Source organism: Actinoplanes sp. NPDC048988, assembly GCF_043197815.1.
Classification (GTDB): Bacteria; Actinomycetota; Actinomycetes; order Mycobacteriales; family Micromonosporaceae; genus Actinoplanes.
The window spans coordinates 806,810-833,352 of record NZ_JBICTW010000001.1; the positions used below are offsets into that span (position 1 = coordinate 806,810).

At 72.0% G+C, this 26,543-nt stretch carries 21 protein-coding genes; 8 read left to right on the top strand and 13 right to left on the bottom strand.

Annotated elements, in window-relative coordinates:
- Positions 1 to 277 precede the first annotated feature (277 nt).
- Complete coding sequence (locus ACGFJ7_RS03420) at positions 278 to 3,010, top strand: LuxR C-terminal-related transcriptional regulator (RefSeq protein ID WP_360242672.1); 2,733 nt, start codon at positions 278 to 280, stop codon at positions 3,008 to 3,010.
- Here ACGFJ7_RS03420 and glyA read toward each other — a convergent pair.
- Entirely contained in the window at positions 2,982 to 4,310 is a 1,329-nt protein-coding gene (gene glyA, locus ACGFJ7_RS03425; RefSeq protein ID WP_392640634.1) for a serine hydroxymethyltransferase, read from the bottom strand. The two genes, ACGFJ7_RS03420 and glyA, sit on opposite strands and share 29 nt — an antisense overlap.
- Positions 4,311 to 4,390: 80 nt before the next feature.
- Here glyA and ACGFJ7_RS03430 point away from each other — a divergent pair, with 80 nt between their 5' ends.
- Positions 4,391 to 5,872, top strand: coding sequence for an SDR family oxidoreductase (locus ACGFJ7_RS03430; RefSeq protein WP_392640637.1), 1,482 nt, complete (start codon positions 4,391 to 4,393; stop codon positions 5,870 to 5,872).
- Here ACGFJ7_RS03430 and ACGFJ7_RS03435 read toward each other — a convergent pair.
- From ACGFJ7_RS03435 to prmC, 4 genes are read right to left on the bottom strand one after another with little or no spacing between them, the layout of a single operon-like run.
- A complete protein-coding gene (locus ACGFJ7_RS03435; RefSeq protein WP_392640640.1) occupies positions 5,850 to 6,815 on the bottom strand; it encodes an L-threonylcarbamoyladenylate synthase in 966 nt (321 codons plus the stop codon). The genes ACGFJ7_RS03430 and ACGFJ7_RS03435 overlap by 23 nt on opposite strands.
- The gene (locus tag ACGFJ7_RS03440; protein WP_360242684.1) at positions 6,812 to 7,405 is read right to left on the bottom strand and encodes a phosphotyrosine protein phosphatase; all 594 of its coding nucleotides are present in this window, start codon (positions 7,403 to 7,405) and stop codon (positions 6,812 to 6,814) included. The genes ACGFJ7_RS03435 and ACGFJ7_RS03440 overlap by 4 nt, the downstream gene beginning before the upstream one ends.
- Before the next feature lies 1 nt (position 7,406).
- Positions 7,407 to 8,051: an L-threonylcarbamoyladenylate synthase gene (locus tag ACGFJ7_RS03445; protein ID WP_360243603.1), complete on the bottom strand. Its 645-nt coding sequence runs from the start codon at positions 8,049 to 8,051 to the stop codon at positions 7,407 to 7,409.
- Between the two features lie 37 nt (positions 8,052 to 8,088).
- Positions 8,089 to 8,904 (bottom strand): peptide chain release factor N(5)-glutamine methyltransferase, encoded by an 816-nt coding sequence (gene prmC / locus ACGFJ7_RS03450; protein WP_392641284.1) that lies wholly within the window; start codon positions 8,902 to 8,904, stop codon positions 8,089 to 8,091.
- A gap of 140 nt (positions 8,905 to 9,044) precedes the next feature.
- Here prmC and ACGFJ7_RS03455 point away from each other — a divergent pair, with 140 nt between their 5' ends.
- Complete coding sequence (locus ACGFJ7_RS03455) at positions 9,045 to 10,550, top strand: GGDEF domain-containing protein (protein ID WP_360242687.1); 1,506 nt, start codon at positions 9,045 to 9,047, stop codon at positions 10,548 to 10,550.
- Between the two features lie 21 nt (positions 10,551 to 10,571).
- Positions 10,572 to 11,846: a PQQ-binding-like beta-propeller repeat protein gene (locus ACGFJ7_RS03460; RefSeq protein ID WP_360242690.1), complete on the top strand. Its 1,275-nt coding sequence runs from the start codon at positions 10,572 to 10,574 to the stop codon at positions 11,844 to 11,846.
- Here ACGFJ7_RS03460 and prfA read toward each other — a convergent pair.
- A complete protein-coding gene (prfA, locus tag ACGFJ7_RS03465) occupies positions 11,830 to 12,921 on the bottom strand; it encodes a peptide chain release factor 1 (protein ID WP_360242693.1) in 1,092 nt (363 codons plus the stop codon). The two genes, ACGFJ7_RS03460 and prfA, sit on opposite strands and share 17 nt — an antisense overlap.
- 85 nt (positions 12,922 to 13,006) lie before the next feature.
- Positions 13,007 to 13,228, bottom strand: coding sequence for a 50S ribosomal protein L31 (gene rpmE, locus ACGFJ7_RS03470; RefSeq protein ID WP_097318153.1), 222 nt, complete (start codon positions 13,226 to 13,228; stop codon positions 13,007 to 13,009).
- 250 nt (positions 13,229 to 13,478) lie between these two features.
- Here rpmE and ACGFJ7_RS03475 point away from each other — a divergent pair, with 250 nt between their 5' ends.
- Positions 13,479 to 14,375 carry an AAA family ATPase gene (locus ACGFJ7_RS03475; RefSeq protein ID WP_360242696.1) on the top strand — a complete coding sequence of 299 codons (897 nt, stop codon included), beginning with the start codon at positions 13,479 to 13,481 and terminating at the stop codon, positions 14,373 to 14,375.
- Complete coding sequence (locus ACGFJ7_RS03480; RefSeq protein WP_360242699.1) at positions 14,375 to 14,992, top strand: RNA ligase family protein; 618 nt, start codon at positions 14,375 to 14,377, stop codon at positions 14,990 to 14,992. Before ACGFJ7_RS03475 ends, ACGFJ7_RS03480 begins: the two co-directional genes overlap by 1 nt.
- Here ACGFJ7_RS03480 and ACGFJ7_RS03485 read toward each other — a convergent pair.
- A complete protein-coding gene (locus tag ACGFJ7_RS03485) occupies positions 14,989 to 16,059 on the bottom strand; it encodes an NAD(P)/FAD-dependent oxidoreductase (protein WP_392640646.1) in 1,071 nt (356 codons plus the stop codon). The genes ACGFJ7_RS03480 and ACGFJ7_RS03485 overlap by 4 nt on opposite strands.
- A 101-nt stretch (positions 16,060 to 16,160) precedes the next feature.
- Here ACGFJ7_RS03485 and ACGFJ7_RS03490 point away from each other — a divergent pair, with 101 nt between their 5' ends.
- Complete coding sequence (locus ACGFJ7_RS03490) at positions 16,161 to 16,982, top strand: helix-turn-helix transcriptional regulator (RefSeq protein ID WP_392640648.1); 822 nt, start codon at positions 16,161 to 16,163, stop codon at positions 16,980 to 16,982.
- Here ACGFJ7_RS03490 and ACGFJ7_RS03495 read toward each other — a convergent pair.
- From ACGFJ7_RS03495 to thrB, 3 genes are all read right to left on the bottom strand, one after another.
- Positions 16,944 to 18,110, bottom strand: coding sequence for a nitric oxide synthase oxygenase (locus ACGFJ7_RS03495; protein ID WP_360242708.1), 1,167 nt, complete (start codon positions 18,108 to 18,110; stop codon positions 16,944 to 16,946). The two genes, ACGFJ7_RS03490 and ACGFJ7_RS03495, sit on opposite strands and share 39 nt — an antisense overlap.
- A gap of 125 nt (positions 18,111 to 18,235) precedes the next feature.
- Positions 18,236 to 20,422: a transcription termination factor Rho gene (rho, locus tag ACGFJ7_RS03500; protein WP_392640651.1), complete on the bottom strand. Its 2,187-nt coding sequence runs from the start codon at positions 20,420 to 20,422 to the stop codon at positions 18,236 to 18,238.
- 327 nt (positions 20,423 to 20,749) lie between these two features.
- Complete coding sequence (gene thrB, locus ACGFJ7_RS03505) at positions 20,750 to 21,661, bottom strand: homoserine kinase (RefSeq protein ID WP_360242714.1); 912 nt, start codon at positions 21,659 to 21,661, stop codon at positions 20,750 to 20,752.
- Positions 21,662 to 21,723: 62 nt separating this feature from the next.
- Between thrB and ACGFJ7_RS03510 the strand changes: the two genes are divergently transcribed.
- Complete coding sequence (locus ACGFJ7_RS03510) at positions 21,724 to 22,071, top strand: hypothetical protein (RefSeq protein ID WP_360242717.1); 348 nt, start codon at positions 21,724 to 21,726, stop codon at positions 22,069 to 22,071.
- Here the strand turns inward: ACGFJ7_RS03510 and ACGFJ7_RS03515 are convergent.
- Positions 22,054 to 23,277, bottom strand: a complete 1,224-nt coding sequence (locus ACGFJ7_RS03515) for an MFS transporter (RefSeq protein WP_360242720.1) — start codon at positions 23,275 to 23,277, stop codon at positions 22,054 to 22,056. The two genes, ACGFJ7_RS03510 and ACGFJ7_RS03515, sit on opposite strands and share 18 nt — an antisense overlap.
- Before the next feature lie 27 nt (positions 23,278 to 23,304).
- Positions 23,305 to 26,487 (bottom strand): efflux RND transporter permease subunit, encoded by a 3,183-nt coding sequence (locus tag ACGFJ7_RS03520; protein WP_360242723.1) that lies wholly within the window; start codon positions 26,485 to 26,487, stop codon positions 23,305 to 23,307.
- Positions 26,488 to 26,543: the final 56 nt, after the last annotated feature.

Sequence of the window (26,543 nt, forward strand, 5' to 3'; positions counted from 1 at the left end):
CACATTGATCACTCCCCTATGGATGTCACGACTCCTATGCATTCCGTGACGGCGATGGCAAACTTGCTCGCGGTCCACCGAGCGAGTGATGTTCACCGCCGAACGGATGAAGCTCGGTGGCCGATCGGCCATACAGAAGTGGGAGGTGCTTTCTTCCAGCAGCACGCGAGACGTACGGGGAGTGCTTCGCTCAACTCTGGGGCACCCGAACAGCACTCGCCTCTCGCGGCATGGTTCGACATCCAGGGTCCACGGGGGACTCGAAGGAGTACACAGGATGGCTCTGGCGGAGCGGCAGAAACACGCAGCTCTCCTACGACACAACCTCGATCTGACGGTTGGCGGAAGCGGCCAGGTGATAGTCGTCACAAGCGGCGTCGCGGTCGGAAAATCGGCGCTGATGCGCGACTTCCTGGAGCAGGACAAACCGGCGATCATTCAACTGAGCGCGGTGGCGAGTCCCAGCGAGCGGACCTACCCCTTGGGGGTGATCCGGCAGTTGCTGCAGACGGCACCGCTCGATCAGCAGGCCCGCGAACGGTCCCAGCGGCTGTTCGACAAGTCCGGTACGGAACCCGTGCCGCCCTCGGTGATCTACGAGCTGTCCGAGATCATCCTCGACCTGGGGTCGGGACGGCCGCTCGTCATCGCCGTGGACGACGCGGATCACGCGGATCCGGCCTCGCTCGAATGCCTGCTCTATCTGTCCCGCCGGCTGCGGTCGATGCCGGTTCTGATGATCCTCAACCAGCCGGCCGGCCGGGAAGCGACGCAGGTGCCCTTTCAGGCAGAGTTGTCCCGGCAGCCGTACCACACACGGCTCCGGCTCCTCCCACTCTCACCCGCCGGCGCCCACGAGGTCCTGGCCGAGCACCTGCCCCCGGCCCGGGCCGGACGCCTGGCGCCGGCCGCCCACGCGGTGACCGGCGGCAATCCCGCCCTCCTGCGGGCCCTGGCCGACGACCAGGAGCCCGCCGCGACGGAGCTCGTGGTGGGCGCCGCCTTCCGCGAGGCGTACATCGCCTGCCTGCGCCGCTACGAGATCGAGTTCTTCCAGGTGGTCCACGCTCTGGCCGTACTGGGCGACCGGGCCGGGCGCGCGGCCGTCGCGCGGCTCGCCGGTGTCGACAGCGACACCGTCGACCAGGTGCTCGAGGCCCTGGGCCAATCCGGGCTGCTCACGCCGGACGGCGGATTCCGGCACACCGAGGCGCGCACCGCCGTGCTGCGCAGCGGTGGCCAGCACGGCCGGGCCGACGTCTACCACCAGGCCGCGCTGATCCTGCACGAGGAGGGCGCCGATCCCGGCGAGGTGGCACAGTGCCTGCTCACCGCGACCGCCCCGCCGCCACCGTGGACGGTGCCGGTGCTCCGCAAGGCGGCCGATCTGGCCATCGCCGCCGGCGATCCCGATCTGGCCGTGCGCCAGCTGCGCCTGGCCCTGCAGTCGGAAACCGGTCGCGACGAACAGGTGGCCGTGCAGACGCAGCTGGCCGCGGCCGAGTGGCGGCTCGACCCGGCCGCCGCCGGGCGGCACCTACCGGCTCTGGTCGTCGCGGTGAGCGAGCACCGCCTGCACCCCCGCGCGGTTCCCACCGTGGTGAAACAGCTGGCCTGGCAGGGTCGCGTCCGCGAGGCGGTCACCACCCTGCAAGCCGCCAGCAGCGGAATGGACGGGCAGGACCTGGAGACGGTCGCGGCCCTCGACGCCAGCGGCCGCTTCCTGTCCTATCTCTACCCCGATGTCGCGCTTCCGGAGACCCCGCCGAGGTACATCCTGGGCGCCTCCGGCATCGACCGGGTCCGCTCGGCGCTGGCGATGGCGCGACGGGCTCTCGGCAACGCCCCGATGGAGGGCACGGTCTCGGCCGTCGACGAGCTCATGCACGCCTTCCTCAAACCGGCCAACCACATTCCCGGTGAGGCCGCGATGGCCGCCCTCGAGACGTTGCTCTACACCGACGCCATCGAGGACGCCGAGCGATGGTCCTGCATCGTGCACGAGGAGGCCGTCCGGCGGGCGGCACCGGTCTGGCAGGCGATCTTCGCCGGGGCCCGGGCCGAGGTGGCGTTCCGGCGGGGTGACCTGGCCGCCGCGGCCGAGTTCGGCCAGGAGGCGTTCGCCCGGATGTCCTTCAGCGGCTGGGGCATCGCCGTCGGCGGCCCGCTCTCCACCCTGATCCTCACGTCCACCGCGCGCGGCGACCGGGAGGAAGCCGCCATGGCCTTGGAGAAGCCGGTTCCCTCCGAGATGATGCGCACCCCCCTGGGCGTCCGCTACCTCTACGCCCGGGGCCGGCACCACCTGGCGACCAACCGGCTCCGCGAGGCGCTGTCCGACTTCCAGACCTGCGGGCGGCTGATGAGGCAGTGGGACATGGACCAGCCCGCACTGGCACCGTGGCGGGCCGAGGCCGCGACCGCCCTGATACACCTGGGCCAGCCGGGGCGGGCCCGGGAGCTGGCCGAGGAGGAGCTGCGCCGCTCCTCGGAGCAGCGGACCCGGAGCCGGGCGCTGACCCTGCGCGCGCTGGGCATGACGGGCAGCCCCCAGCGGTGCGTGGGGCTGCTCACCGAGGCCGCCGAGATCTTCGAGGAGTGCGGCGACCAGCTCGAGCTGGCGCACACCCTCAAGAGCCTCGGCGAGGCGCACCGGGCGCGCGGCGACCTCGCCCATGCTCGCATGGTGTTGCACCACGCCAACCAGGTGGCCGTCGGATGCGGCGCCGAGGTGATGCAGCGGCGCATCTCGCCCTACCGGCAGCATGTCGCGGTCCGGCCGGGCGCCGTTCCGGACGAGACGGTCAAGCTGGAGGACCTGAGCGACGCCGAGCGGAGGGTGGCGCAGCTGGCCGCGCACGGACTGACCAACCGCGAGATCTCGGCCCGCCTCTACATCACCATGAGCACCGTCGAGCAGCACCTGACCCGCGTGTACCGGAAGTTGTCGATCAAGAGCCGCAACGACCTGCCGCGCGGGCTCAGCGGGGGCTTCGCGCAGACCGCGTGACCCCGGCCGGGTCGTCCGGGTGAAGTCGCAGGGGGTACGGAGGGAAGCCGCCCGTCAGGGCGGCCACCTCCTCCCCGACGTCGCGCAGCGCCCGGGCGCCGGCCGCCGAGCCCGGGTCGCCGCGCACGGCTGTCCCGATCATGCGGGCGATCTGCCGCATCTCGGGCTCCCGCATGCCCTGCGCGGTGACGCTGGACGTGCCGACGCGCACACCGGAAGCGACGGCGGGTTTCTCGGTGTCGTACGGGATGGCGTGTTTGTTGAGGGCGATCCGGGCCTGGGCGCACCGGGCCTCGGCCTCCCGCCCGCACAGCTCCAGCGCCCGCAGGTCGAGCACGGCCAGGTGGGTGTCGGTGCCCCCGGTGACCGGGCGCAGGCCCTCGGCCGCCAGCCCGGCGGTCAGGGCCCGGGCGTTGCCGACGATCTGCCGCGCGTACGCCCGGAAGGCGGGCGTGGCCGCCTCGTTCAGCGCGACCGCCTTGGCCGCGACGGTGTGCATCATCGGGCTGCCCTGGCTGAACGGGAAGACCGCACGGTCGATCCGCTCGGCGAGCTCGGCCCGGCAGAGGATCATGCCGCCGCGCGGCCCGCGGAGCACCTTGTGCGTGGTGCAGGTGACGACGTCGGCGTACGGCACGGGCGACGGCACGGCCCGCCCGGCCACCAGGCCGATGAAGTGAGCCGCGTCGACCAGGAGGTAGGCGCCGACCTCGTCGGCGATGTCGCGGAACGTGGCGAAGTCGATCGTCCGCGGGTAGGACGTCGAGCCGCAGATGATCATCTTGGGCCGGTGCGCCCGCGCGAGGTCGCGCACCTCGTCGTAGTCGATCTCCTCGGTGTTGGGGGTGACGCGGTAGCCGACGGGATGGAACCACTTGCCGGAGAAGTTGCCCCGGCTGCCGTGGGTCAGGTGACCGCCGTGCGGCAGCTCCATGGCCAGCACGACGTCGCCCGGCTCGGCCAGCGCGGCGTAGGCGGCGAGGTTCGCGGCGGTGCCCGAGTGGGGCTGCACGTTGGCATGGTCGGCGCCGAACAGGTCACGGGCGCGCTCGACGGCGAGCAGCTCGGCCCGGTCCACCTCGGCGCACCCCCCGTAGTACCGCCGGCCCGGGTAACCCTCGGCGTACTTGTTGGCCAGGGTCGAGCCGAGCGCCGCCAGCACCGCCGTCGAGGTGAAGTTCTCGCTGGCGATCAGCTGCAGATGTCCCCGCTGGCGCTCCAACTCGGCCAGCACGACGTCGGCGATCTCCGGATCGGCACATGCGAGCGCGTGGAAATCCGGCCCCCAGAACGTGTCCACACGCCCTCCCCGGCTAGGCAACGCCGCCGAAATCCAGCATATGGCTTAACGAGGGTGTTCTGCGGGCACACTCTGCAGTTATGCGCTGCTTGGTGACGGGTGCGACCGGATACATCGGCGGGCGGCTGACCCCGCGGCTGCTCGACGCCGGCCACGAGGTGCGTTGTCTGACCCGCGGGCCGCAACGGCTGCGAGACGTGCCGTGGGCCGGCCGGGCCGAGATCGTGCAAGGCGACCTGGAGGACGCGGCGTCGCTGCGGGCCGCGTTCGAGGGCGTGCAGGTCGCCTACTTCCTGATGCATTCGCTGGGCCGGCGCGACTTCGAAAAGCGTGACCGGCGGGCGGCGGAGAACTTCGCGGCGGCGGCCCGGGCCGCGCACGTGTCCCGCATCGTCTATCTCGGCGGCCCCGAACCGCCCGAAGGCGAGAAGGCCAGCGCCCACCTGCGCTCGCGCACCGAGGTGGCGCGGATTCTGCTGGCGAGCGGGGTGCCGACGACCGTCCTGCGGGCGCCGGTGATCATCGGGTCGGGCTCGGCGTCGTTCGAGATGCTGCGCTACCTGACCGAGCGCCTGCCGGTCATGGTGACGCCACGCTGGGTACGCAACCGCATCCAGCCGATCGCGGTCCGTGACGTGCTGCGGTATCTCATCGTGTCGGCGAGCATGCCGTCGTCGGTCAACCGCGCGTTCGACATCGGTGGCCCGGACGTCCTCACGTACGCCGAGATGATGCAGCGCTACGCGCGGGTCGCCGGCCTGCGCCGCCGCGTCGTCGTGCCGCTGAAGCCGCTGAGCCCGTGGCTGTCGGCCCACTGGGTCGGCCTGGTCACGCCCGTGCCCAACGCGATCGCCCGGCCCCTGGTGGCGAGCCTGGTGCACGAGGCCGTGGCCCACGAGAACGACATCGCCGAGTTCTCCGCCGAGAAGCCGCTCGGCTTCGACGAGGCCGTCCGCCGCGCCCTCGGCAAGATCCGGGACGCGAACGTGGAGACCCGGTGGGCCGACGCGGCCGGACGGGACGCGGCGGCGGAACCCCTGCCCTCCGACCCGGAGTGGTCCGGCGGCAGCGTCTACGTCGACGAACGCTCGCGGCCGGTCGACGCCCCGGTCGACGCGCTGTGGCGGGTCATCGAGGGTGTGGGCGGCGAGAACGGCTGGTACTCGTTCCCCCTGGCCTGGTCGGTGCGCGGCTGGCTCGACCGGCTGGCCGGCGGGGTGGGGCTGCGCCGGGGCCGCCGCGACCGCCAGCACCTGCGGGTCGGCGAGGCCCTGGACTGGTGGCGGGTCGAGGAGATCGTGCCCGGCCGGCTGCTGCGCCTGCGGGCCGAGATGCGGGTGCCCGGCCGGGCCTGGCTCGAGATGTGCGCCATCGAGGACGGCGACGGCCGCAGCGTCTACCGCCAGCGCGCCGTCTTCCTGCCCCGCGGCCTGGCCGGCCACGCGTACTGGGCCTCGGTCCTGCCCTTCCACGGCGTCATCTTCAGCGGCATGGCCCGCAACATCGCGCGCGGCGCCGCCCGCCGAACCGGCTCACCTGCTACTTCGCCGCGGCGCGGGTGAGGCGGTCGCGGACCGCGAGCCAGTCCTCGGTCTGTGGCGGCTCCTGCACCAGGATCGTGGCCACGCCGGCGTCGTCCAGGCGGTGCAGGGCGGCGTAGAGGTCGGCCGCGTACTCGGCCGGGTCGGCGGAGAGGATCTCGGCGCCCGGCACGTCCGCGGTCTCGTACGTCAGCACGCCGATCGGCCCGGCCAGCTCGGAACGGTCGACGTCACGCACGTCCTTGGCGAGGATCAGCGTCGCCCGGGGCGCGTAGTGGCGCCGGCTCATGCCCGGCGACGGGCGGGCGGTGCCGTCGGCGACCGCGTCGGGCAGGCCGATCGACCCGGTGACCTCGCGGATCGTACGAAGGGGCAGCGCACCCGGGCGCAGCAGCGTGGGCGTCCCGCCCACCAGGCTCAGCACCGTCGACTCGATGCCCCACGAGCTCGCGCCGCCGTCGAGCACGAGCGGCACGCCGGGCAGGCTGCGCACCACGTGCTCGGCGGTGGTCGGCGAGATCGACTCGGAACGGTTGGCGCTGGGCGCGGCGAGCGGCAGCCCGCTCGCCTCGAGCAGGCGGAGCGCCACCTCGTGGGCCGGGATCCGGAGCGCGATGGTGTCGTCGCCGGCGCCCACGCCGGCGAGGTGACGGGCCCGCGGCAGCACGAGGGTCAGCGGGCCCGGCCAGAACCGGGCGGCCAGCTCGTTCGCGAGCGACGGCCACGAGTCGGTCAGCCCCCGCGCCGCCTCGACGTTCGCGACGTGCACGATCAGCGGGTTCCACGACGGGCGGTTCTTCAGCCGGTAGATCTCGCCGACGGCCTTGGCCGAGAACGCGTTCGCGCCCAGCCCGTACACGGTCTCGGTGGGGAAGGCCACGACGGACTCGGCCCGCAGCACCTCGACGGCCCGGCGCAGCCCTTCCGCGTCCGGGCGGACGATCTTGTCGGAGGCGGGAGTCACGGCAGGAGCAGGGTGGCGAACGGGACCGTGGTGTCCTCGATCTCGTTGCCGATGCGCTGGAAGGTCTGGTCGCCGCGCCCCCACGGGTCGTCGAGGTCGTCGTCCTCGCGCGGCGGGTCGTCGCCGCGCAGCCGGGCCACCTCCTCGACGATCGCCACGCCGCGGGCGTGCACCGCCTCGGGCCGGGGCTCGGCCGCGGGCAGCCGGCTCTCGTCGACGCGCGCCAGCAGCCGGCCGAACTCGCCGGTCACGAAGGTGCGCGAGGCCGCCTCGGGCCGCAGCGCGACCACGTAGTCGAGCTGGTCGGCGGTGGCGGTCAGGATCACGTCGGCCTCGTCGATGAAGTCGCCGCGCAGCTTGCGGGCCGCGAAGCCCTCGGCCGCGCCGCCGCGGGCCCGCACCTGACGGGCCGCGGGCGGGTTCATCTCCTCGCCCTCGTGCCAGCCGCCGGTGCCGGCGCTCAGGCTGCGGACCAGCTTCTCGCCGTCCTCGCCGGCGCGGTCCTTGACGGCGCGGGCAAGTAACCGCTCGGCCATCGGCGAGCGGCAGATGTTTCCCATGCAGATGTGCAGGACGGTGAACGGCTCCACGTCAGCCCTCCGCCGCCACGATATCCGGAACCACGTCGCGCAGCTTCTCGAACGGCACGGCGCCGTTGCGCAGCACACGCGGCACGTCGCCGGTCACGTCGACGATCGTGCTGGGCGCCGGGTCGAGCGCGGGCCCCGCCTCGAGGTAGACCCGCACCGCGTACTCCAGCTGGTCGCGGGCCTCGTCGGCGGTGTTCGGGGCGAGCCGGCCCATCTTGTTGGCAGTGGTGACGGCCATCGGGCCGACCTCGCGCAGCACCTCGAGCGCGACCGGGTGCAGCGGCATGCGCACCGCCACCTGCCCGCCGGTGTCGCCCAGGTCCCACTGGAGGCTGGGCGAATGCTCGACGTAGAGGGTGAGGGCGCCCGGCCAGAACGCGTCGGCCAGCTCGCGGGCCGCCTTGGGCAGCGAGTAGACCAGGCCGTCGAGGGTGTGCCGCGACCCGACCAGCACCGGCGGCGGAACCTGGCTGGTGACGCTGCGCGCCTGGTGCAGGGCGGTGATCGCGTGCGGGGTGAAGGCGTCGGCGCCGATGCCGTAGACCGTGTCGGTCGGCATCACCACCAGCTCACCGCTCTTGACCGCCTCGACGGCGGCGGCGATGCCGCGATCCCGGTCCGCGGTGGTACGGCAGTCGTAGAGCATCACACCGTGCAGTCTGCCATGCGCCGCGGCGCATCGATCAGGTGCGCCGTGCCGTCGCGTACCTGGGCCGGCCCGTGAGATCGGCGTGCGCGGTCACCTCGGTGAACCGGCCGTCGGCGCGCAGCAGGCCCGGCACCGCCGAGCCGTGCACGTCGTCGTGCTCGATTCCCACCACACCTCCGGGTTTCAGCAGCTCGGCGGCCCGCTCGATGACGGGGCGGATGACGGTGAGCCCGTCGGCCCCGCCGAAGACCGCCTCGGCCGGGTCGTGGTCGGCCACCTCGGGCGGCACCGGGGTGCCCTCCGGCACGTACGGCGGGTTGCAGAGCAGCACGTCGACGGCCCCGCGCAGTTCGTGCAGCAGCGAGGGATCGGTGACGTCCCCCGCGACGACCTCGACGGCCGGGAACGCGGCGGCGTTGCGCCGCAGGTAGCCCAGCGCGACCGGCGAGCGTTCGACGGCGACCACCCGCGCGGCCCGGCTCTCGTCGGCCACCGAGATCGCGATCGCGCCGGTTCCGCTGCACAGGTCGACCACTGTCGCCCCGGGGGCGGTGTGCTCGATGCCCCAGCCCGCGAGAAGCTCCGTCTCGGGTCGTGGGACGAAAACGCCGTCGCCGACGGAAAGTTCCACGTGCCGGAACGCGGCCGTGCCGAGCAGGTGCTGCAGCGGGACGCGGCGGGCCCGCTCGGCCACCAGCGCCCGGAACCGGCGCCGCTCGTCGTCCCGGATCCCGTCCACCAGCAGCAGACGGCCGCGCGGGATCTCCAGCACGTGCGCGGCCAGCAGCTCGGCGTCGACCCGCGGCGACTCGACGCCGGCCGTGGAGAGATCGGCGACCGCCGCTGTCATCGCCTCGCTCAGCCGCGTCCGCGTCACGGATCGGGAGCTGTCTTCAGAGTCCGGGTCCACGGCATAATCATGTACGTCACGTGCGGCGCCGACCGGCCGGGTCGGCGATCTGTCCGCGTGGCACGGGTGGGAGGCGCCTGGTGAGTTGGTTGGACCAGCTCGCGGAGAACGTCGACGAGCTGCACCGCGCGGGCGCCCTGCAACAGGACGGCCGGTCGGCGGAGGCGCTCCCGATCCTCGACGGTGTCCTCGCCACGGCCACCGATCCCACGACCCGGGCGTACGCGCTGGTCCAGCGATTCGGCGCGCTGATCAACCTGGGCCGCGTGGCCGAGCTGGCGACAGCGATGTCCGCCGCCGACAACGCGGTCCGCGAGATCCCCGACCCCTACCTGCGCGGCCAGATGCACGCCTTCGCCGCCCTCGGCGCCCACCTCGAGCGCAACCTCGACCGCGGCGTGACCCACCTCGTGCAGTCCTCCCGGGCGCTGGCCGCGGTCCGCGAGAACGACTCCGAGACCGCCTGGGGCTGGCACGATCTGGCCATGGCGTACTCGTACCTGGGCTTCCACGGGCACGCGCTGACCGCCATCGAGCAGGCCCGGCAGGTCGGCGCCGCGGTCGGCATGGCGCCCGAGATCTTCGCGGCGCCCGGCATCCGGCTGCGCAACGCGGTCTCCCTCGACCATCAGGGCGACACCGACGGCTGCCTGCGGGTGCTGCGCGACATCGACGCCGAGCTGATCCGTTTCGGCGCGGCCGGCGCCGGCCGGCTGCGCCCCGGCAGCCGGGCGGCGTACGGCTACGCACTGGCCCGCCGGGCCGCTCTGGGCGAGGAGACCGAGGCCGACGCGAGCGAGTGGCTGACCGGCGGCGGCGACAGCGTGCGCACCCGCGACCTGCGCCACCTGGGCAACGTCTGCCTGTCCATCGCCGGCGGCCGGCCCGGGCACGCGCTGTCCATGCTGGACGCGGTGCCGGTCGCGCCCGAGGTGCTGGGCGCGGCCGAGCCGGCCCGGCTGCGCAGCATCTGTCACGCCGCCGCGGGTGACCACGCCGCCGCCCACACCGCCGACCGCTACGCGTTCCGCCTGGCCGCCCAGCGCATCGACCGGCTCCGCGACGGCTATCTCGACGGCGTCGCGGCCCGGCTCGACACCCAGGAGACGCAGCGCGACCCGGGCCGCTTCGGCGACGAGACGCTGACCGATCCGCTGACCGGCCTGCCCAACCGCCGCCAGCTCGAACGCTACGTGGCCGCTCTGCTGGCCCGGGGCGAGCGGGCCGCGGTGGGGGTCTGCGACCTGATCGGCTTCACCGCGGTGAACGCGCGGCACGGCCGCCACTGCGGCGATCTCGTGCTCCAGCGCATCGCCGGGGTCCTGAACCGGGTGATGCGCCGCGGCGATTTCGTGGCCCGGTTCGCCGGCGACGAGTTCGTGGTGGTGCTGCCCGGCGCCGGCACGACGCAGGCGGCCGAGGTGTCGCGCCGGCTGGCCGCCGCCACCAACGCGGAGAACTGGCAGGTCCTGGTGCCCGGCACGCCGGTCGGCCTGGCCGCCGGATGGTCCGAGGTGGGCACCAACGGCCGTACGCTCAGCGCGGCCCTGGCCGCCGCCGCGGCGAACCGGACACCCACCCGATGACGACGACGTAGCGGCCCCGCGATGGCCACGATCGAGCTCGGCGAGATCTCCGGCCGCCGCCCGGAGGATCGCCGCCGCCCGCTCGGTCGCGACCGGCGGATCGCCGGCGCCGCGATCGCGATCCTCGGCCTCGGCCTGGTCGCCGGCTCCGCGGTGCCCGAGCCGCGGGGTGTCCGTCCGCTGTGGAGTGCGGCGGCGGCCGGCATGGCGCTGACGGCGGAGGCGGTCTATCTGCACCGCACCGACGGTCGCGGCGGCTCGTTGATCAGCGCGTACGACCTCGACACGGGCCGCCTCCGGTGGCAGCGGCCGCTACCCGGCCCGGTCGGATATGTGCAGGCCACCGAGGAGGCCGGCCTCCTCCTGGTCCCGGCCGAGGCGGGCCGGTCGGGATATCGCACGACCGCGCTCTCCGCGGCGACCGGCGAGGAGGTGTGGCGGGCGGACGGCGAGCCACGCACGGTCGACGGCGGCACCGCGCTGATGGCCGGCTACACGGCCGACGGTGGCCTGCGGCAGATGCGGCTGATCCGGCTCGCGGACAACGGCACCCTCTGGCAGCGCGACACCCCGGGCGTACGCAACCAGGTCGTGGCGATGTCCGGCGGCCGGCCGGAGAGCGTGGTCACGGCGACCGCCGCCGGTGAGGTGCGGGTCTACGCGTACGCCACGGGGGTGCTCACCGCGTCCGGCCGGATTCCGATGGTCGAGCCGCGGCCCGAGGAGGGCTACTTCAACGACCTCGCCGCCTTCGGCGGGCGCCTGGTGGTCAACCGATCCCGGGGCGGTGTCTTCGAGTTGAGCGTCTACCGGCTGGACACGCTGCGGGAACTCTGGGGGTCGAAGGGCACCGACGGGTACGCCTTCTCGTGCGGCCCGTCGGTGTGCCTCAGCGGCGCCGCCGGTCTGGTCGCCCACGACCCGGCGACCGGTCGGGTCCGCTGGCGCCTGCCCGGCCTGACCAACGCCCTGGCCGTCGGCGACGACCGGCTGGTGCTCGACGACGGCCGCGAGGAGAGCGAGCCGGTGCTGGTCGACGCGACCACCGGCGAGCCGGTCGGCGCGCCGGGGCGGGGCAGCGCGGTCTGGAGCCCGGATCCGGCCGGCCGGATCCTGCTGCTGCGTTCCACGGTCACCCCGCCCGGGCGCACCGCGGTGACCCGCTGGGATCTGGACACCGGCCGCCAGACGCCGCTCGGCACGATCGGCCACATGTCCGGCTATCACTGCGAGTCGGCCGCACGCTTCCTGGCCTGTGGCCGCGACGACCGCGTCGAGGTCAGCGAGGTGCCGTGAAGCTCGTCTCGCCGGCCAGCCGGGCCTCGCGGTCGGCCGCGGCCAGGGCGTCCAGAACCCCGTCGAGCTCGCCGTTGAGGGCCAGGTCGAGGTTGTACGCGGTGTAGCCGATCCGGTGGTCGGTGATGCGGTTCTGCGGGAAGTTGTACGTCCGGACGCGCTCGGAGCGGTCGACCGTGCGCACCTGCGCCTTGCGGGAGTCGGACGCGGCCGCGTCGGCCTCCTCCTGCGCGATGGCCAGCAGCCGGGAGCGCAGGATGCGCATCGCCGACTCCTTGTTCTGGAGCTGGCTCTTCTCGTTCTGGCAGCTCACCACCGTGCCCGTGGGCAGGTGGGTGATGCGTACGGCGGAGTCGGTGGTGTTCACCGACTGGCCGCCCGGTCCGGACGAGCGGAAGACGTCGATGCGCAGGTCGTTCGGCTCGATGTGGATCTCGACGTCCTCGGCCTCGGGCAGCACCAGCACGCCGGCCGCCGAGGTGTGGATGCGGCCCTGCGACTCGGTGACCGGAACACGCTGCACCCGGTGCACGCCGCCCTCCCACTTGAGCCGGGACCAGACGCCGTGGCCGCCCGCGGGCACGCCCTTGGTCTTGACCGCGACCGAGATGTCCTTCACGCCGCCGAGGTCCGACTCCTGCGAGTCGATCACCTCGACCACCCAGCCGTGCCGCTCGGCGTAGCGGGTGTACATGCGCAGCAGATCGCCGGCGAACAGGGCCGACTCCTGGCCGCCCTCGCCCGCCTTGATCTCGACGATCACGTCCTTGGCGTCGTTGGGGTCGCGCGGGATCAGCATCTCGCCGAGCTTCTCCTCCAGCGGCGGCAGTGTGGCCGCCACGGCCTCGACCTCGGAGGCGAAGGACGGGTCCTCGGCCGCGAGTTCCTTGGCCGCGGCCAGGTCGGCCCGGGCCGCCTCGAGCTCCGCGTTTGCCGCGTAGATCGGCGCCAGCTCGGCGAAGCGGCGGCCGACCCGGCGTACGAGAGCCTGGTCAGCGTGGATGGAGGGATCCTCCATCTGCTTCTCGAGCTGGGTGTACTCGTCGAGAAGGCTGCTCAGCCGGTCGGTGCTCACGGGTCTCTCCCCACGGACGAAGGTCGGATCACACATGCGAACGGCGCCCGCCCCCGGAATCCGGGTGCGGGCGCCGTCGACGCGGTTACTTCTTCTTCGCGGCGTTGACCTTGGCGTACTTGGCCTGGAACTTCGCCACGCGGCCCGCGGTGTCGAGCACGCGCTGCTTGCCGGTGTAGAACGGGTGGCAGGCGCTGCAGGTCTCGACACGGATGTCGCCCTTGGCGGTGCTGCGGGTGGAGAAGGTGCTGCCGCAGGAGCAGATGACCTCGGTGGTCGTGTACTCCGGGTGGATGCCGCTCTTCATTTTTCTCGGTCCCTCTCAGTTGGTGGTCGCCGGGTCGCTGTCAGCACCGCGCCGCCCCGCAAGGACCAAAACCCTGGGGGCAACGTGGCTCGGCGTGAACCGGAACCTTGGCCGATGGACCAGTCTGCCATGTCTCGAGTCGTACCGAGAAATCACCGGTCCGATCGGCTCCAACGCGCACCTACTCACCACTATTCCCCGCGCCTAACGCGAATAATGTCCGTTTCTCGTCCGGTAAAGTCGCAGGCGCATGACCAGACTGCTGATCACCCGGGGTCTGCCGGCGTCCGGCAAGACCACGTTCGCGCGCAAACTGCAGCCCGGCGTGGTCCGGGTCAACCGTGACGACCTGCGCTGGATGCTGCACGGCACCCGGCTCTACACCCAGTGGGCCGAGGCCCAGGTCACCGACGTTCAGCGGGCCACCGTCGAGGCGCTGCTGCGCCGGCGCACCAGCGTGGTCGTCGACGACACCAACCTGCGGCCCAGCAAGGTCCGCGAGTGGGCCGAGTTGGCCGCCCGCCACGGCGCGAGCTTCGAGGTGCACGATTTCACCGACGTACCGCTGAAGGAATGCCTCCGGCGTGACGCCGCGCGGCCGGAGAACGAGCGGGTCGGCGAGGACGCCATCCGCCGCATGTTCGACCGCTACCTGGCCCACCGGTCCCTGCCGCTTCCCGTGCCCTACGTGCCGCCCGGAGCGCTCGCCGCCGTCTACGACCCCGATCCGGAGCTCCCGCCGGCGTTGCTGGTCGACATCGACGGCACCGTCGCGCTGATGAACGGCCGCGGCCCGTACGACTGGGACGAGGTCGGCTCCGACCTCCCGCACCAGTCGGTGATCACGGCGGTGCGGGCGATGCACGCGGCCGGCAACGCGATCGTCTTCTGCTCGGGACGCGACGAGGTCTGCCGGGCCGAAACTGAGGCCTGGCTGGGGCTTTACGTCGACGTGCCGTACGAAGCACTATTCATGCGGCCCTGGGGCGACGCCCGCAAGGACTGGGTGGTCAAGCAGGAGATCTTCGAAGAGGAGATCCGCGACCGCTGGCGGATCGTCGGCGTCTTCGACGACCGGCGACAGGTGGTACGGATGTGGCGCGAACTCGGCCTGACCGTGTTCCAGGTGGCGGAAGGAGACTTCTAGTGAAGTATCCCCGCACCTTCCACCTGCCCACCTCACCCGGCGCCACCCACGACGACAAGGTGCAGCACGATCTGTCCTGGCTGGACGGTGAGCTCGTGGTGACCGAGAAGCTGGACGGCGGCAACCTCACCTTCACCCGCGACGCGATGTACGGGCGCTCCCCCGACTCGGGCACCCAGCCGTGGGACCGCCCGGCGAAGGCGCTGTGGGCGATGACGGCGTACCGGATCCCGGACGACTGGCGCGTGTGCGGCGAATCGATGTGGGCCCGGCGCAGCATCGCGTACCGCGACCTGCCCGGCGTCTTCATCGTCTTCGGCATCTGGGACGAGACGGACACCCTGCTCGGCTGGGACGACACGGTCGACTGGGCCCATCGGCTCGAGCTGCCGGTAGTGCCGGTGCTCTACCGCGGCGGCAGCTTCACCGAGGCGTGCCAGGCGTGGGCCGCGCGCCGCGACGAGAACACCTCGGAGGGGTACGTGGTCCGGGCGGCCGGGCGCATCCCGGCCGCCGAGTTCGACCACAAAGTGCTCAAGTGGGTACGCGCCGGTCACGTCCGCACGCCCGACTCGTGGCGCCACCGCGACGATTTCGCCGTGAACGAGTTCGCCTAAGCGCCGAGCAGACCCCGGTAGTGGTCGAGCAGGAAGGTGCCCTTGAAACCGGCGGCGGCCTCGGCGTCGAAGAAGCCGAACTCGGGGGCGTAGCCGGCGCCGCCGGCCGGCCCGACCGTGACGATGATCCCGTCCGGGAACGGCTCGTACGGGGTCAGCGGCCCGCCCTCGATCAGGGCGCGGATGTTAGCGGCGGCCACCTCGGCCTGGCGCGAGGCGGCGCGGCCAGTCTTGATCTCCGGGGTGTCGTTGAGGTCGCCCACGGCGAACACCCGCTCCTGCCCGGTCACGCGCAGGTGCCCGGTGACCGTCAGCCGGCCGTCGGGCCGACGGGCGGTGGCCAGCTCGGCGCCCAGATAGCCGCTCGACACCGTGCCGCCGTAGCAGGCGAACCACAGATCGGCCGCGATCACCTCGCCGGCGCCGGTGGTCACCGTGAACGGCCGGACGGCGCCGGCCGGAGTGTCCGGCACGGTGTCCAATTTGGTGTCGAGCAGCACTCGTACCCCTAATTCGTCCAGCTGCCGGGCCACATCCGCGCGCATCTCGTCCGGGAACCGGCCACCGAACATCTCGGCCGACGGGTCGACCACGGTCACCGGCTTACCCGGCCAGGCCGCGGCGATCTCGCCGGCGAACTCCACGCCGATCGCACCGGCGCCGAGCAGCAGCACCCCGGACGCCCGGTCCAGCGAATCGTGCAGCTCGCGCAGCCGCCCGGCCACCGCGTCCCGTTCGGGGTGGTCGAGCCGGGTCGGGAACGGGCCGGTCGAGCCGGTGGCCAGCACCACGTAGTCGGCGTCCAGGCGGGTCCCGGAGGCCAGCTCGACCACGCCGGGGCGCACCTCGGCCGCGGTGTCACGGATCACCCGGCCCCGGGACAGCAGACCGTCGTACGAAAAGAAGATCTTCTCCTGCCAGGCCGGATCGGCCACCGCCCGCAACTGGGCGACGTGATGGAAGAACATCTCCTTCGGCTCGATCACCGTCACGTCCGCCACGTCGTCCAGGGCCCGGGCCACCACGATGCCGCCGTAGCCGCCGCCCACCACAATCACTTTCGTCATGCCGGGAACTGTTCTGCGCCCGGCGGCGAGCAGGGAGACCGCGCTCAGAGTGGTAGCGGCGGGGCCACCCTGGCGGGCCGGGCCGTTGTTACCGTCGACTCGTGGGCGACAACGAGCTGGGCACATTCCTGCGGGCGCGGCGGGCCGAGGTGACGCCGGCCGAGGTCGGGCTGCCGCCGGGCACCCGGCGGCGCACGCCCGGGCTGCGCCGGGCCGAGGTGGCCATGCTGGCCGGGGTCAGCGTGGAATACCTGATCCGCCTCGAGCAGGGCCGCGACAAACACCCGTCGCCGCAGGTGCTGGCCGCGCTGGCCGGCCCGCTGCGGCTGACCGCGGCCGAGCGCGACCACCTCTACAAGCTGACCAAGTCGTCCAGGCTGATCTGCGGCGCGCTGGCCCAGGACCCGATGCGGACCGTCCGGCCCGGCCTGCGGGCGGTGCTCGACCGGCTCGAACCGGCCGCGGCGATGCTGACCAACCAGGTCGGCGACCTGATCGCGTACACCTCGGGCTTCCGTCTTCTGGCCGGCCCCATCGGCCTGCTCGACGGCGATCCGCCCAACCTGACCCGCTATCTGTTCGCCGATCCGCGCGCCCGGGACGCTTATCCGGACTGGGCCCACATGGCCGACGAGCAGGTGGCGGTACTCAAGGCGGGCCCAACCCGCCCGGATTTCGCGGACGAGCTGACCGTGCTGGCCGGCGCCGAGTTCACCGAGCGGGCCGAACGGGTGCCGGGCCTGCCCCGCCCACACGGCCTGCTGCGCCTGGCCCATCCTGAGGCCGGCCCGCTGCGGCTGTCGTACGAGACCATGACCCTGCCCGGCGACCACGGCCTGCGGCTGGTGATCCAGCTCCCGGCCGACGACGCCACCGCCGAGGCACTACGCGCCATCACCCCGCTCCGGCTCGTTGCGGGCTAACCGCGCCGCCTCGTCGTCCAGGTAGAAGTTCGGCTTGAGGTCGGCCTCGTCGTAGTAGCGGTGGAAGACCGGGGTCACGCCGCTCGACATCGGCGGGACGATCCAGGTCCAGTCGGCCGGCACCCGGCGGCCCGCCCGCTCCTCGTTCTCGATGTGTTTGAGAAACCGCTCGGACTCGGTGTGGTGGTCGCTCATCCGCACCCCGGCCCGCTCGAACGAGTGCAGCACGGCCCGGTTGAGCTCGACCAGCGCCCGGTCCTTCCAGAGCGTCGAGGACCGGCTGGTGTCCAGGCCCATCCGGGCCGCGACCACCGGCAGCATGTCGTACCGGTCGGTGTCGGCCAGGTTGCGGGCGCCGATCTCGGTGCCCATGTACCAGCCGTTGAACGGGGCCAGCGGATAGTGCACGCCGCCGATGGCCAGCCGCATGTTGGAGATGGCCGGCACCGCGTGCCAGCGCAGGCCGAGCTCGGCGAACCAGGCGAATTCGGGATGGGTGAGCGGCACCTCGCGGATGGCCCGCTCGGGGAGCTCGTAGAGGCGTACCCCCTCGTGCGGGGTTTCGATCGCCAGCGGCAGGACGTCGAACTGTTCGCCCTTGCCCCGCCAGCCGAAGCCGCGCATGGCGTCGGTGAACCCGGCCAGCCGCGAGTCGCCCACCGGGCATCCGCCGGCGTCGCGATATCCCGCGTACCGGATCAACTGCTCGTTCCACACCCGGGCGTACGGCCGTCCCGGCACCGCCGGCGCGAAAATGCTGATCACCGGCCGGATCGTGCCCTCGCCGGCCGTGCGCAGGTGATGCACGAGCAGGGAGAAGATCTCGTCGGCGGTACGGGCCCGGCGGCGGTCGAGCACCATCAGGCTCCGCCAGTACAGGCGGCCGATGCAACGGCTCGCGTTGCGCCAGGCCATCTTCGCGCCGTACGCGAGCTCGTCGGTGGTGTGCACGTACGTGCCGGTCGCCGCGATCTGCGCGCGGACGACGGCCAGCCGGGGCTCGACCGGGCCGAGCCGGGGGTTCTCCGTGTAGCACTGCCGGAGGAAGTCCTCGGCCTCACCGGGATCGGCGGGCGCCGCCGGGTCCCATGTCTCGGACGGTGTATCCCGGTAGCCGGGCACGTTCATACGAGCGCCTCCCACTAGAGCTGCAGGGAGATTCGCACGACCCCGGTCGGGTGGAAGCACACAAGGTGTCCGACAAAAAGGACGCAGCCCCTCCGTTAAGAGGAGCTGCGTCCTGTTTTGCGCTATTACTCGCCAGGCGTGGACTTGGCGATCTGCATCAGGAACTCGATGTTTGTCCTCGTCTGCTTGAGGCGGTCGAGGAGCAGGTCGAGCGCGGCACCCGAGTCGAGCGAGTGCAGCACCTTCCGGAGCTTGTGGATGATCGCCAGCTCTTCCTTGCCGAGCAGGATCTCTTCCTTACGCGTACCGGACGGGTCGATGTCGATGGCCGGGAAGACCCGCTTGTCGGCGATCTTGCGGTCGAGCTTGAGCTCGGCGTTACCCGTGCCCTTGAACTCCTCGAAGATCACCGTGTCCATCATCGAGCCGGTCTCGACCAGCGCGGTGGCGAGAATCGTCAGCGAGCCGCCGTTCTCGATGTTGCGCGCCGCGCCCAGAAACCGCTTCGGCGGGTAGAGCGCCGTCGAATCGATACCACCCGACATGATGCGGCCGGAGGCCGGCGCGGCCAGGTTGTACGACCGGCCCAGACGCGTCACCGAGTCGAGCAGCACGACCACGTCGTGGCCCAGCTCGACCAGCCGCTTGGCCCGCTCGATGGCGAGCTCGGCGACCGTGGTGTGGTCCTGCGGCGGCCGGTCGAACGTGGCCGCGACGACCTCGCCCTTGACCGATCGCTGCATGTCGGTGACCTCTTCGGGCCGCTCGTCGACCAGCACGACCATCAGGTGGCACTCGGGGTTGTTCTCGGTGATCGCGTTGGCGATCGCCTGCAGCACCATCGTCTTACCGGCCTTGGGCGGCGAGACGATGAGCGCCCGCTGGCCCTTGCCGATCGGCATGACGAGGTCGATGACCCGCGTGGTCAGGATGTGCGGCTCGGTCTCGAGACGCAGCCGCTCCTGGGGGTAGAGCGGGGTGAGCTTGTAGAACTCCGGACGGCGCCGGGCCTCGTCGGGCTCCATCCCGTTGATGGTGTCGAGCCGGACCAGCGGGTTGTACTTGTCGCGGCGCTGGTCGCCCTGGCCGCTGTCGCGGGGGGTGGCCCGCACGGCGCCGGTGACCGCGTCGCCGCGGCGCAGCCCGTGCTTCTTGACCTGCGACATCGACACGTACACGTCGTTCGGGCCGGACAGGTAGCCGGTCGTGCGCACGAACGCGTAGTTGTCGAGCACGTCGAGGATGCCGGCGACGGGCACGAGAACGTCGTCCTCGCCCACGTGCGGCTCACGGCCGCCGTCGCGCTGGCCGCCCTCGCTGCCGTCCCGCTCGCCACGGCCACGGCGGCGGTCACGGAACCGGCTGCGACGGCTACGGCGCCCGCCGTCGCTGTCGTCGTCGTCGTGACCCTGGTCGTCGCGCTGGTTCCGGTCGTCACGCGGACCCCGGTCGCCCCGGTCTTCCCGCGGGCCGCGGTCGTCGCGGGCGCCCCGGTCATCCCGCGGGCCGCGGTCGTCGCGCTGCCCCCGGTCCTCCCGCTGGCCACGGTCACCGCGGTCACGGTCGTCACGGTTGCGCTCGCCCCGGTCACCCCGGTCGTCGCGAACACCCCGGTCGTCGCGGCTGGTCCGGTCGTCGCGGCTGGTCCGGTCGTCGCGGCTGGTCCGGTCGTCGCGGGTAGTCCGGTCTTCGCGGGTGCCCCGGTCGTCGCGGTTGTTGCGCTGGCGGTCGCGGTTGCGCTCGCCGCGCTCGGGCCGCTCGGTGCGCTCCGCGGTCTCCGTCTCGGCGGCGGTCACCGCGGGAACGGGAGCCGTGGCCACGACGGTGGCCGGGGCCGACTCGGCGGCGACGGCCGGCGCGGTCTCGCGCGGGGCCGTGTCACGCTGGGCCGTCTCACGCGGGGCACGCTCACGGCGGGCCCGCTCGCGACGGCTGCCACCCTCGGCGGCCGGCGCCGCCTCCGGCTGCGCGGCAGCGGTCTGCGGCGCCTCGGCCACCGGCGCCGCCTCGGCGGCGGGAGCCACGGGGGCCTCGGCCTTGGCGGCGGCCTTGGCCTCGCTCCGGGGACGCGGCGCGCTCTCGGCCGCGGCGCCACCGCTCTGCTTCTCGGTGATGGCGGTGATCAGCTCGCCCTTGCGCATGCGGGCGGTGCCCGAAATGCCCAGGGAAGCGGCGAGGCTCTGCAACTCGGGCAGCAGCATCGCGGACAGCCCGGTGCCACCTCGGCGGCGCTTCGTGGCGGTCGCGGTGGTGCCGGCGCCGGCGTCAGCGACGTCAGAAACACCCGACGTCACGTCGGTGGTGTCGCTCAATGGATTCCTTCCGTCGGAAAAAGCCCGAGACTCCCGGTTTCTGCAGCCTGGTGGCCGGGTGTCGCGGTACCCGCCTCGCACGAGCGACGCGGGAGTTTGTGCAGCACGGCAGCTCGACGGTGTCCCTGCTCGTCAGAGTTTGGCGAGTAGGTCTCGGCGAGTGCAGCGACCTTTCGATGCTGCTCGGCGTGTGCCTTTGAGGAGGTGAGACGGCCAGAAGGCCATAGAGTCTCGGGGGTGCGCGCCGAACCGCAGAATCGCTCGCTTCGCGGCTGTGCTTGGTCTTGAGCGTAGTCAACTCGTACGACCTGCGGCAACAGGGCCCCGCTAGGCGAGTTCCACCATACTCCCTTTGACAAGAGCACCGGCGACATCCACGCCCAACGTCTCGGCGCGCCACTCTGTTCCCGGATGAAAATCGGCCGGGACCTCGGTCAACGCCAGCACCGACGGTCCGGCGCCACTCACCACGGCCGCCACGCCGACCGACCGCAGCGCCGCCACGAGCGACGCCGTGCCGGGCATGGCGTCGGCCCGGTAGCCCTGGTGCAGCCGGTCCTCGGTGGCCGCGTGCAACAGGCCGGGGTCGGCGGTCAGCGCGTGCGTGAGAAGCGCCGCACGACCGGCGTTGAACGCGGCGTCAGCGTGCGGCACGGCCGAGGGCAGCGCGGCCCGAGCCGACGCGGTGTATCCCCGTTCCTTCGGAACGAAGACCGTCGGGTGTACGCGATCCGACACCGCCAGCCGCACGGCGCGCGCCCCCGCTCCCTCGGTCCAGGCGATGGTGAAACCGCCGAGCAGACACGGCGCGACGTTGTCGGGATGGCCCTCGAGCCGGGCCGCGACACGCAGCGCGGCCTCGTCGCCGACCAGGCTCAGCCCGCCCGCGACCAGCCCCCGGGCCAGCTGGACGCCACCGACGATCGCGGCTGACGACGAGCCCAGGCCGCGCGCCTGCGGGATGCGGTTGACGCACTCGACGGCGAGTCCGGCCGGCCGCTCGCCCATCTCGTCGAAGGTCGCGAGCATCGCGCGCAGCACCAGATGTGTCTCGTCGCCGGGCAGCTCGCCGGCGCCCTCACCCTCGACCGCGACCGTGTAGCCGCCGTCGGTGACGCGGGCGGTCAGATCGTCGTACAGGGTGAGCGCGAGCCCCAGCGTGTCGAAGCCCGGCCCGAGGTTGGCACTGGTCGCCGGCGTGCTGACGGAGACCGGCTCGCTACTGAAGGTCAGGCCCATCGCCACATGCTAGGGGTTGATCATCAACCTTCCTGTCGCACCCACCCACTAAGTTCTGCCTCGTGTATGCGATCGGGCCGTTCATCGGCATCCTCATGGTTCAGTTCCCGGTTCTGGCCGTCCTGATCGCGGGACTGGTCATCGTCTCGATGCCGGGCCGGCGGCTGTCCGGCCGCGCCGGCGTGCTGGCCCGGGCCGGGCTCGGTGTGCTGCTGGCCGAGGTCGTCGCCTCGATGATCTGGAGCGCCGTCTTCACCCAGATCGTCGCGCAGGGTCCGTTCGACATGTCGGTGACCCAGTTCAGCGTGGTCAACGCGATCATCAGCTTCCTGCTCGCGGTCTTCTTCGCGGCCGGTCTCGGCCTGCTGATCGCGGCCCTGGTCAGTGCCCGGTCACGAGCCGACGGCTGACGGCCTTCCGACCCGCTGCGTGGCGATCCGCCAGCCGATCGCGTAGAGCAGGGTGATCAGGCCGCAACCGGCCAGGATCCATCGCTCGTCGACCACGTCGACGACCGCGGCGGCGCCGAGCTGGCTGATCGCGATGGCCGTCGTCGCCAGCATCAGGTCGGTGGCGAAGACGCGGCCGCGCAATCGGTCGGGCACCTCGCCCTGCAAGGCGTAATTCGAGAGGGTCCAGTTCGCGCCACCCGCGAGGTGCGCGGCGAAGACGAGGGCGAGCACGGCCGGAAACCACGGCGTCATCGCGACACCGATGTAGCTGACGCCGTAGAGACCCATCGACAGGGCGAGGCCCGGGAAGAGCCAGGACCGGCGGCGCAGCACCGGCCGCAGCAGGAACGGCCCGACCAGCGCGCCGGCGCCGCGGACGGCGAACAGCAGGCCCGCGCCGAGCACGCCGGCGCCGTGCATCCCGGCGATGAGCGGGAAGACGATGAGCACGCCGTTGCCGAGGCCGGCCGCGCTCTTGACGGTGACCAGGGCCCGGATCCGCGGGTTGGCGCGCAGGTAGCCGAAGGACTCGCGGATCGCGTGCGACGTCCGTTGCGGCTCGGCGCCGTCGTCGCGGGGCGCCTGCATCGGCCGGCGGATCGCGGCGGTGAGCAGCGCGCCGGTGAGCAGGAAGGCCGCGGCGACACCGAAACTGACGTACGGCCCGAACGCCGCACCGACCACGCCGCCGAGTGACGCGCCGACGATCGTCATCGTGCCCCAGGTCGAGCCGGAGACCGCGTTGGCGGCGGACAGGTCCTCGGGCTCGACGATGTTCGGCAGGGCGGCCGACGCGGCCGGCGAGTAGAACGCCTTCGCGATCGCCATCAGGCCGATCGCCACCAGCGCCAGCGGCGCGGTCGCGGCCGAGCGGACCGTGAAAAGCAGAAGCACCCCGGCGAACACGGCCAGATTCGACAGAATCAGGATCTTCCGTCGATCGAACCGATCGGCCAGGGTGCCGGTGAACTGCAGAAGCAGGGCGTTGATGCCGGTGTCGACGGCGAGCACCAGACCGCCCCAGATTCCGCTGCCGGTGAGCTCGGGGAGCAGCACCAGCAGCGGAACCATGACGAACCAGTCGGAACCGAAGACCACCAGCTCGGCTCCGAAGAGCCGGCGGAAGTCCCTGTTGCGGGTAAGGACCGAGAACGCTTGTGGCACGTACCCGAACCTACCGGTCAGGGTCGGTCAGCCCTCCTGGCGCTTGGGCATCTTCAGGACCTCGAACTGGTCGGTGTAGCCGCGCAGCGCGGAGGCGGGCTCCTTCGGCGGCTCCGGCGCCTGTTCGGTCGCCGCCCATTCGCCGCCCTTGCGGGCCAGGCGCCTCGCCCGCCGCTTCTCCTTACGGTTCTCCACCATGGTGTAGAGCGTCGGCACCAGCACCAGGGTGAGCAGCGTCGAGCTGACCAGGCCGCCGATGACCACAATGGCCAGTGGCTGCGAGATGAAGCCCCCCTCGCCGGTCAGGCCGAGCGCCATCGGGAACAGCGCGAAGATGGTCGCGATGGCGGTCATCAGGATCGGCCGCAGCCGGTGCCGGCCGCCCTCGATCACCGCCTCCTGCACGCCCATGCCCTGCGCCCGGTAATGGTTGATCAGGTCCATCAGCACGATGGCGTTCGTCACCACGATGCCGACCAGCATCAACACACCGATCAGGGCCGGCACGCCCAGCGCGGTGCCGGTGACCAGCAACAGGATGATCGCGCCGGTCGCCGCGAACGGGATCGAGACGAGCAGGATGACCGGCTGGATCAGGCTGCGGAACGTCGCCACCATGATGATGAAGACGATCGCGATGGCCGCGAGCACGGCCAGGCCCAGCTGCTGGAAGGCCTCGGCCTGGTCGGCGCTGACGCCGCCGATGGTGGCCGTGGCGCCGGCCGGCAGGGTCAGCGCGTCCAGCTTCTTCTGCAGATCGCGGGTGGAGGCGCCGAGGTCGGAGCCGGTGGCGGTGCCGGTCACCGAGACCGTGCGCTCGCCGTCGATCCGGGTGACCTCCTCGGGACCGTTCACCTGCTTGATGTCGGCCACCTGGCTCAGCGGCACGACGCCCCGGGCGGTGGTCAGCGGCAGCTTGGCCAGGGCGGCCGGGTCGGCCGGCGCGGCACCGAACGAGATCACGACGTCCTGGCTGGAGCCGTCGACCGAGATCTGGCCGGCCGGTACCGAGCGGAAGGCGCCCGAGACGGTCTGCGCGATGCCGGCCTCGGTCAGCCCGTACCGGGCCGCGACGTCACGCTTCACCGCCACGTCGAGGCGCGGGACGCTGGCCGCCAGCGTGCTGGTGGCATCGATGACGCCCGGCGTCTCGGCCATCGCCTTCTGCACCTGGTCGGTGGCGGTGGTCAGCGCCTGCGCGTCGGCCGACTTGACCTGGACCGAGAGCTCGTTGCCGCCGCCCAGACCGGAGTCGTCGGCGCCGACGGTCACCTCGCCGACGTTGGTGAGCTTGCCGATCTCGGCGCGCAGCTGGTCGGTGAGCTCGACGGCGTCGGCGTCCTCCTCGAGGCCCACGTTGAAGTTGGCCGTGCTGGCGCCGCCCCCGCCCAGGAACGGGTTGAACTCGCCGCCGCCGATCGAGACCTGGTAGGTCTTGACCCCGTCGGTCTTGGCCAGCACGCCCTCGATCTGCTTGGCCGCGGCGTCGGTGGTGGCCAGGTTGGTGCCGACCGGCAGCTCCTGGCTGATGGTCAGCGAGTCCTGACCGGACTGATCGAGGAAGTTGGTCTTGAGCTGGGTGGCCAGGCCGAGCGTGACGATCAGCACGACCAGCCCGATCGAGAGCGTGGCCCAGCGGCGCCGGGTGGCGAAGCGGATCACCGGCAGGTAGCCGCGCTGAAGCGGGTTGCGCCGCTCCTTCTCGTCGGCCTTCTGGCGGACCGCCTCGGTGTCGGTGCCCGCCGGCGCCGGCTTGAGGAACCAGTAGGCCAGCACGGGTACGACCGTGAGGGCCACGAAGAGCGAGGCGATCAGGGCCACGGTCACGGTGATCGCGAAGGACGAGAAGATCTGGCCCACGAAGCCGCCGACCAGGGCGATCGGGGCGAACACCGCCACCGTGGTCAAAGTGGACGCGGTCACGGCGCCCGACACCTCACGGACGGCGGTGATGATCGCGTGGCGCTTCTCCTCGCCGTACTCCAGATGTCGCTTGATGTTCTCCAGGACGACGATCGAGTCGTCGACCACGCGGCCGACGGCGATCGTCAGCGCGCCGAGGGTGAGCAGGTTGAGCGTGTAGTCGCCGACCCAGAGCGCGATCAGCGCGATCAGCACCGACAGCGGGATGGAGACCGCCGTGACCAGCGTCGACCGCAGCGACATGAGGAAGATCAGGATGACGATCACGGCGAACACGAGGCCCAGCAGGCCCTCGGTGGTGAGGCTCTCGATCGAGCGCTCGACGAACGGCGCCTGGTCGGTGACCACCGTCAGCTTGGCGCCGGAGTCCTTCTCGAGGTCGGCCAGCTTGTCGCGCACCTCGTGCGAGATGTCGACCGGGTTGCCGTCGGGCCGCGCCGTGACCGCGATGCCGAGGCTGGCCGCGCCGTCGGTGCGGGTGTACGAGGTGGCGGCCGGCAGCTTGCTCTCGACAGTGGCCACCGAGCCGAGCTGGACCGGGCCCCGGGCGCCGGTGAGGTAGATCTGCTTGAGCTGGTCGATCGAGGTGATCGGGGTGCCCACCTGCACGGTCAGCGACTTGTCGCCCTCGTTGACGGCGCCGGCCGGCACCGAGATGCCGTTCTGCTGGAGAACCGTCGTGATCGCCTGCGGGTTCACGCCGGCCGCGGTCAGCTTGGCCACATCGGGCGTGATGACTACCTGCTGGGAGCGGGCCCCGGTGATCGTGGTGTCCCGGACGCCTTCGATGGCGTTCAGCTCGGGGACGACCGTCTCGTTCAGCTTGTCGAGGAGCGCGCTCTCGTCGCCGCCACCGGACGCGGCCAGCACGATCGCCGGGATGTCGTCGGTGCTGCCCGCGAAGATCGTCGGCTCGACGTCGTCGGGCAGTTGCGGCTGCACCCGGTTGACCGCGGTGGTGAGCTGGTTGACCGCCGAGTCGATGTCGGTGCCGTAGACGAAGGCCACGGTGACCGTGGCGACGCCCTCACGGGTGCTCGAGGTGACGCTGTCGATGCCGTCGAGGCCCTTGGCGGCGTCCTCGAGCGGCTCCGTGATCTGGTCCTGGATGATCTCCGGACCGGCGCCCGGCAGCGTCGCGGTCACGAAGGCCGCGGGGAACTCGATCGACGGGAACAACTGCTGCTTGAGCGACGGGATCGCGAAGATCCCGAAGCCGGTGATGACTAGGGCGACTAGAGCGACCAGGCCTCTGTTGGCGAGGCTGAGCCGGGTCAGAAATGACATGTGCGCTCCCCCGGTAATAGTTCGTCCAGCATGAATAGTTTGCCTGACGCGAACAA

What these genes read in the sequence shown, in the direction of transcription:
- rpmE (WP_097318153.1), bottom strand. Translation starts at nt 13,228, where the DNA reads ATGAAGAGCGGCATCCACCCGGAGTACACGACCACCGAGGTCATCTGC.
- thrB (WP_360242714.1), bottom strand. Translation starts at nt 21,661, where the DNA reads ATGGGCCTGACCTTCAGTAGCGAGCCGGTCTCCGTCAGCACGCCGGCG.
- ACGFJ7_RS03445 (WP_360243603.1), bottom strand. Translation starts at nt 8,051, where the DNA reads ATGCTCTACGACTGCCGTACCACCGCGGACCGGGATCGCGGCATCGCC.
- ACGFJ7_RS03485 (WP_392640646.1), bottom strand. Translation starts at nt 16,059, where the DNA reads ATGACGAAAGTGATTGTGGTGGGCGGCGGCTACGGCGGCATCGTGGTG.
- prmC (WP_392641284.1), bottom strand. Translation starts at nt 8,904, where the DNA reads ATGACAGCGGCGGTCGCCGATCTCTCCACGGCCGGCGTCGAGTCGCCG.
- ACGFJ7_RS03460 (WP_360242690.1), top strand. Translation starts at nt 10,572, where the DNA reads ATGGCCACGATCGAGCTCGGCGAGATCTCCGGCCGCCGCCCGGAGGAT.
- ACGFJ7_RS03495 (WP_360242708.1), bottom strand. Translation starts at nt 18,110, where the DNA reads ATGAACGTGCCCGGCTACCGGGATACACCGTCCGAGACATGGGACCCG.
- ACGFJ7_RS03420 (WP_360242672.1), top strand. Translation starts at nt 278, where the DNA reads ATGGCTCTGGCGGAGCGGCAGAAACACGCAGCTCTCCTACGACACAAC.
- ACGFJ7_RS03475 (WP_360242696.1), top strand. Translation starts at nt 13,479, where the DNA reads ATGACCAGACTGCTGATCACCCGGGGTCTGCCGGCGTCCGGCAAGACC.
- ACGFJ7_RS03520 (WP_360242723.1), bottom strand. Translation starts at nt 26,487, where the DNA reads ATGTCATTTCTGACCCGGCTCAGCCTCGCCAACAGAGGCCTGGTCGCT.
- ACGFJ7_RS03430 (WP_392640637.1), top strand. Translation starts at nt 4,391, where the DNA reads ATGCGCTGCTTGGTGACGGGTGCGACCGGATACATCGGCGGGCGGCTG.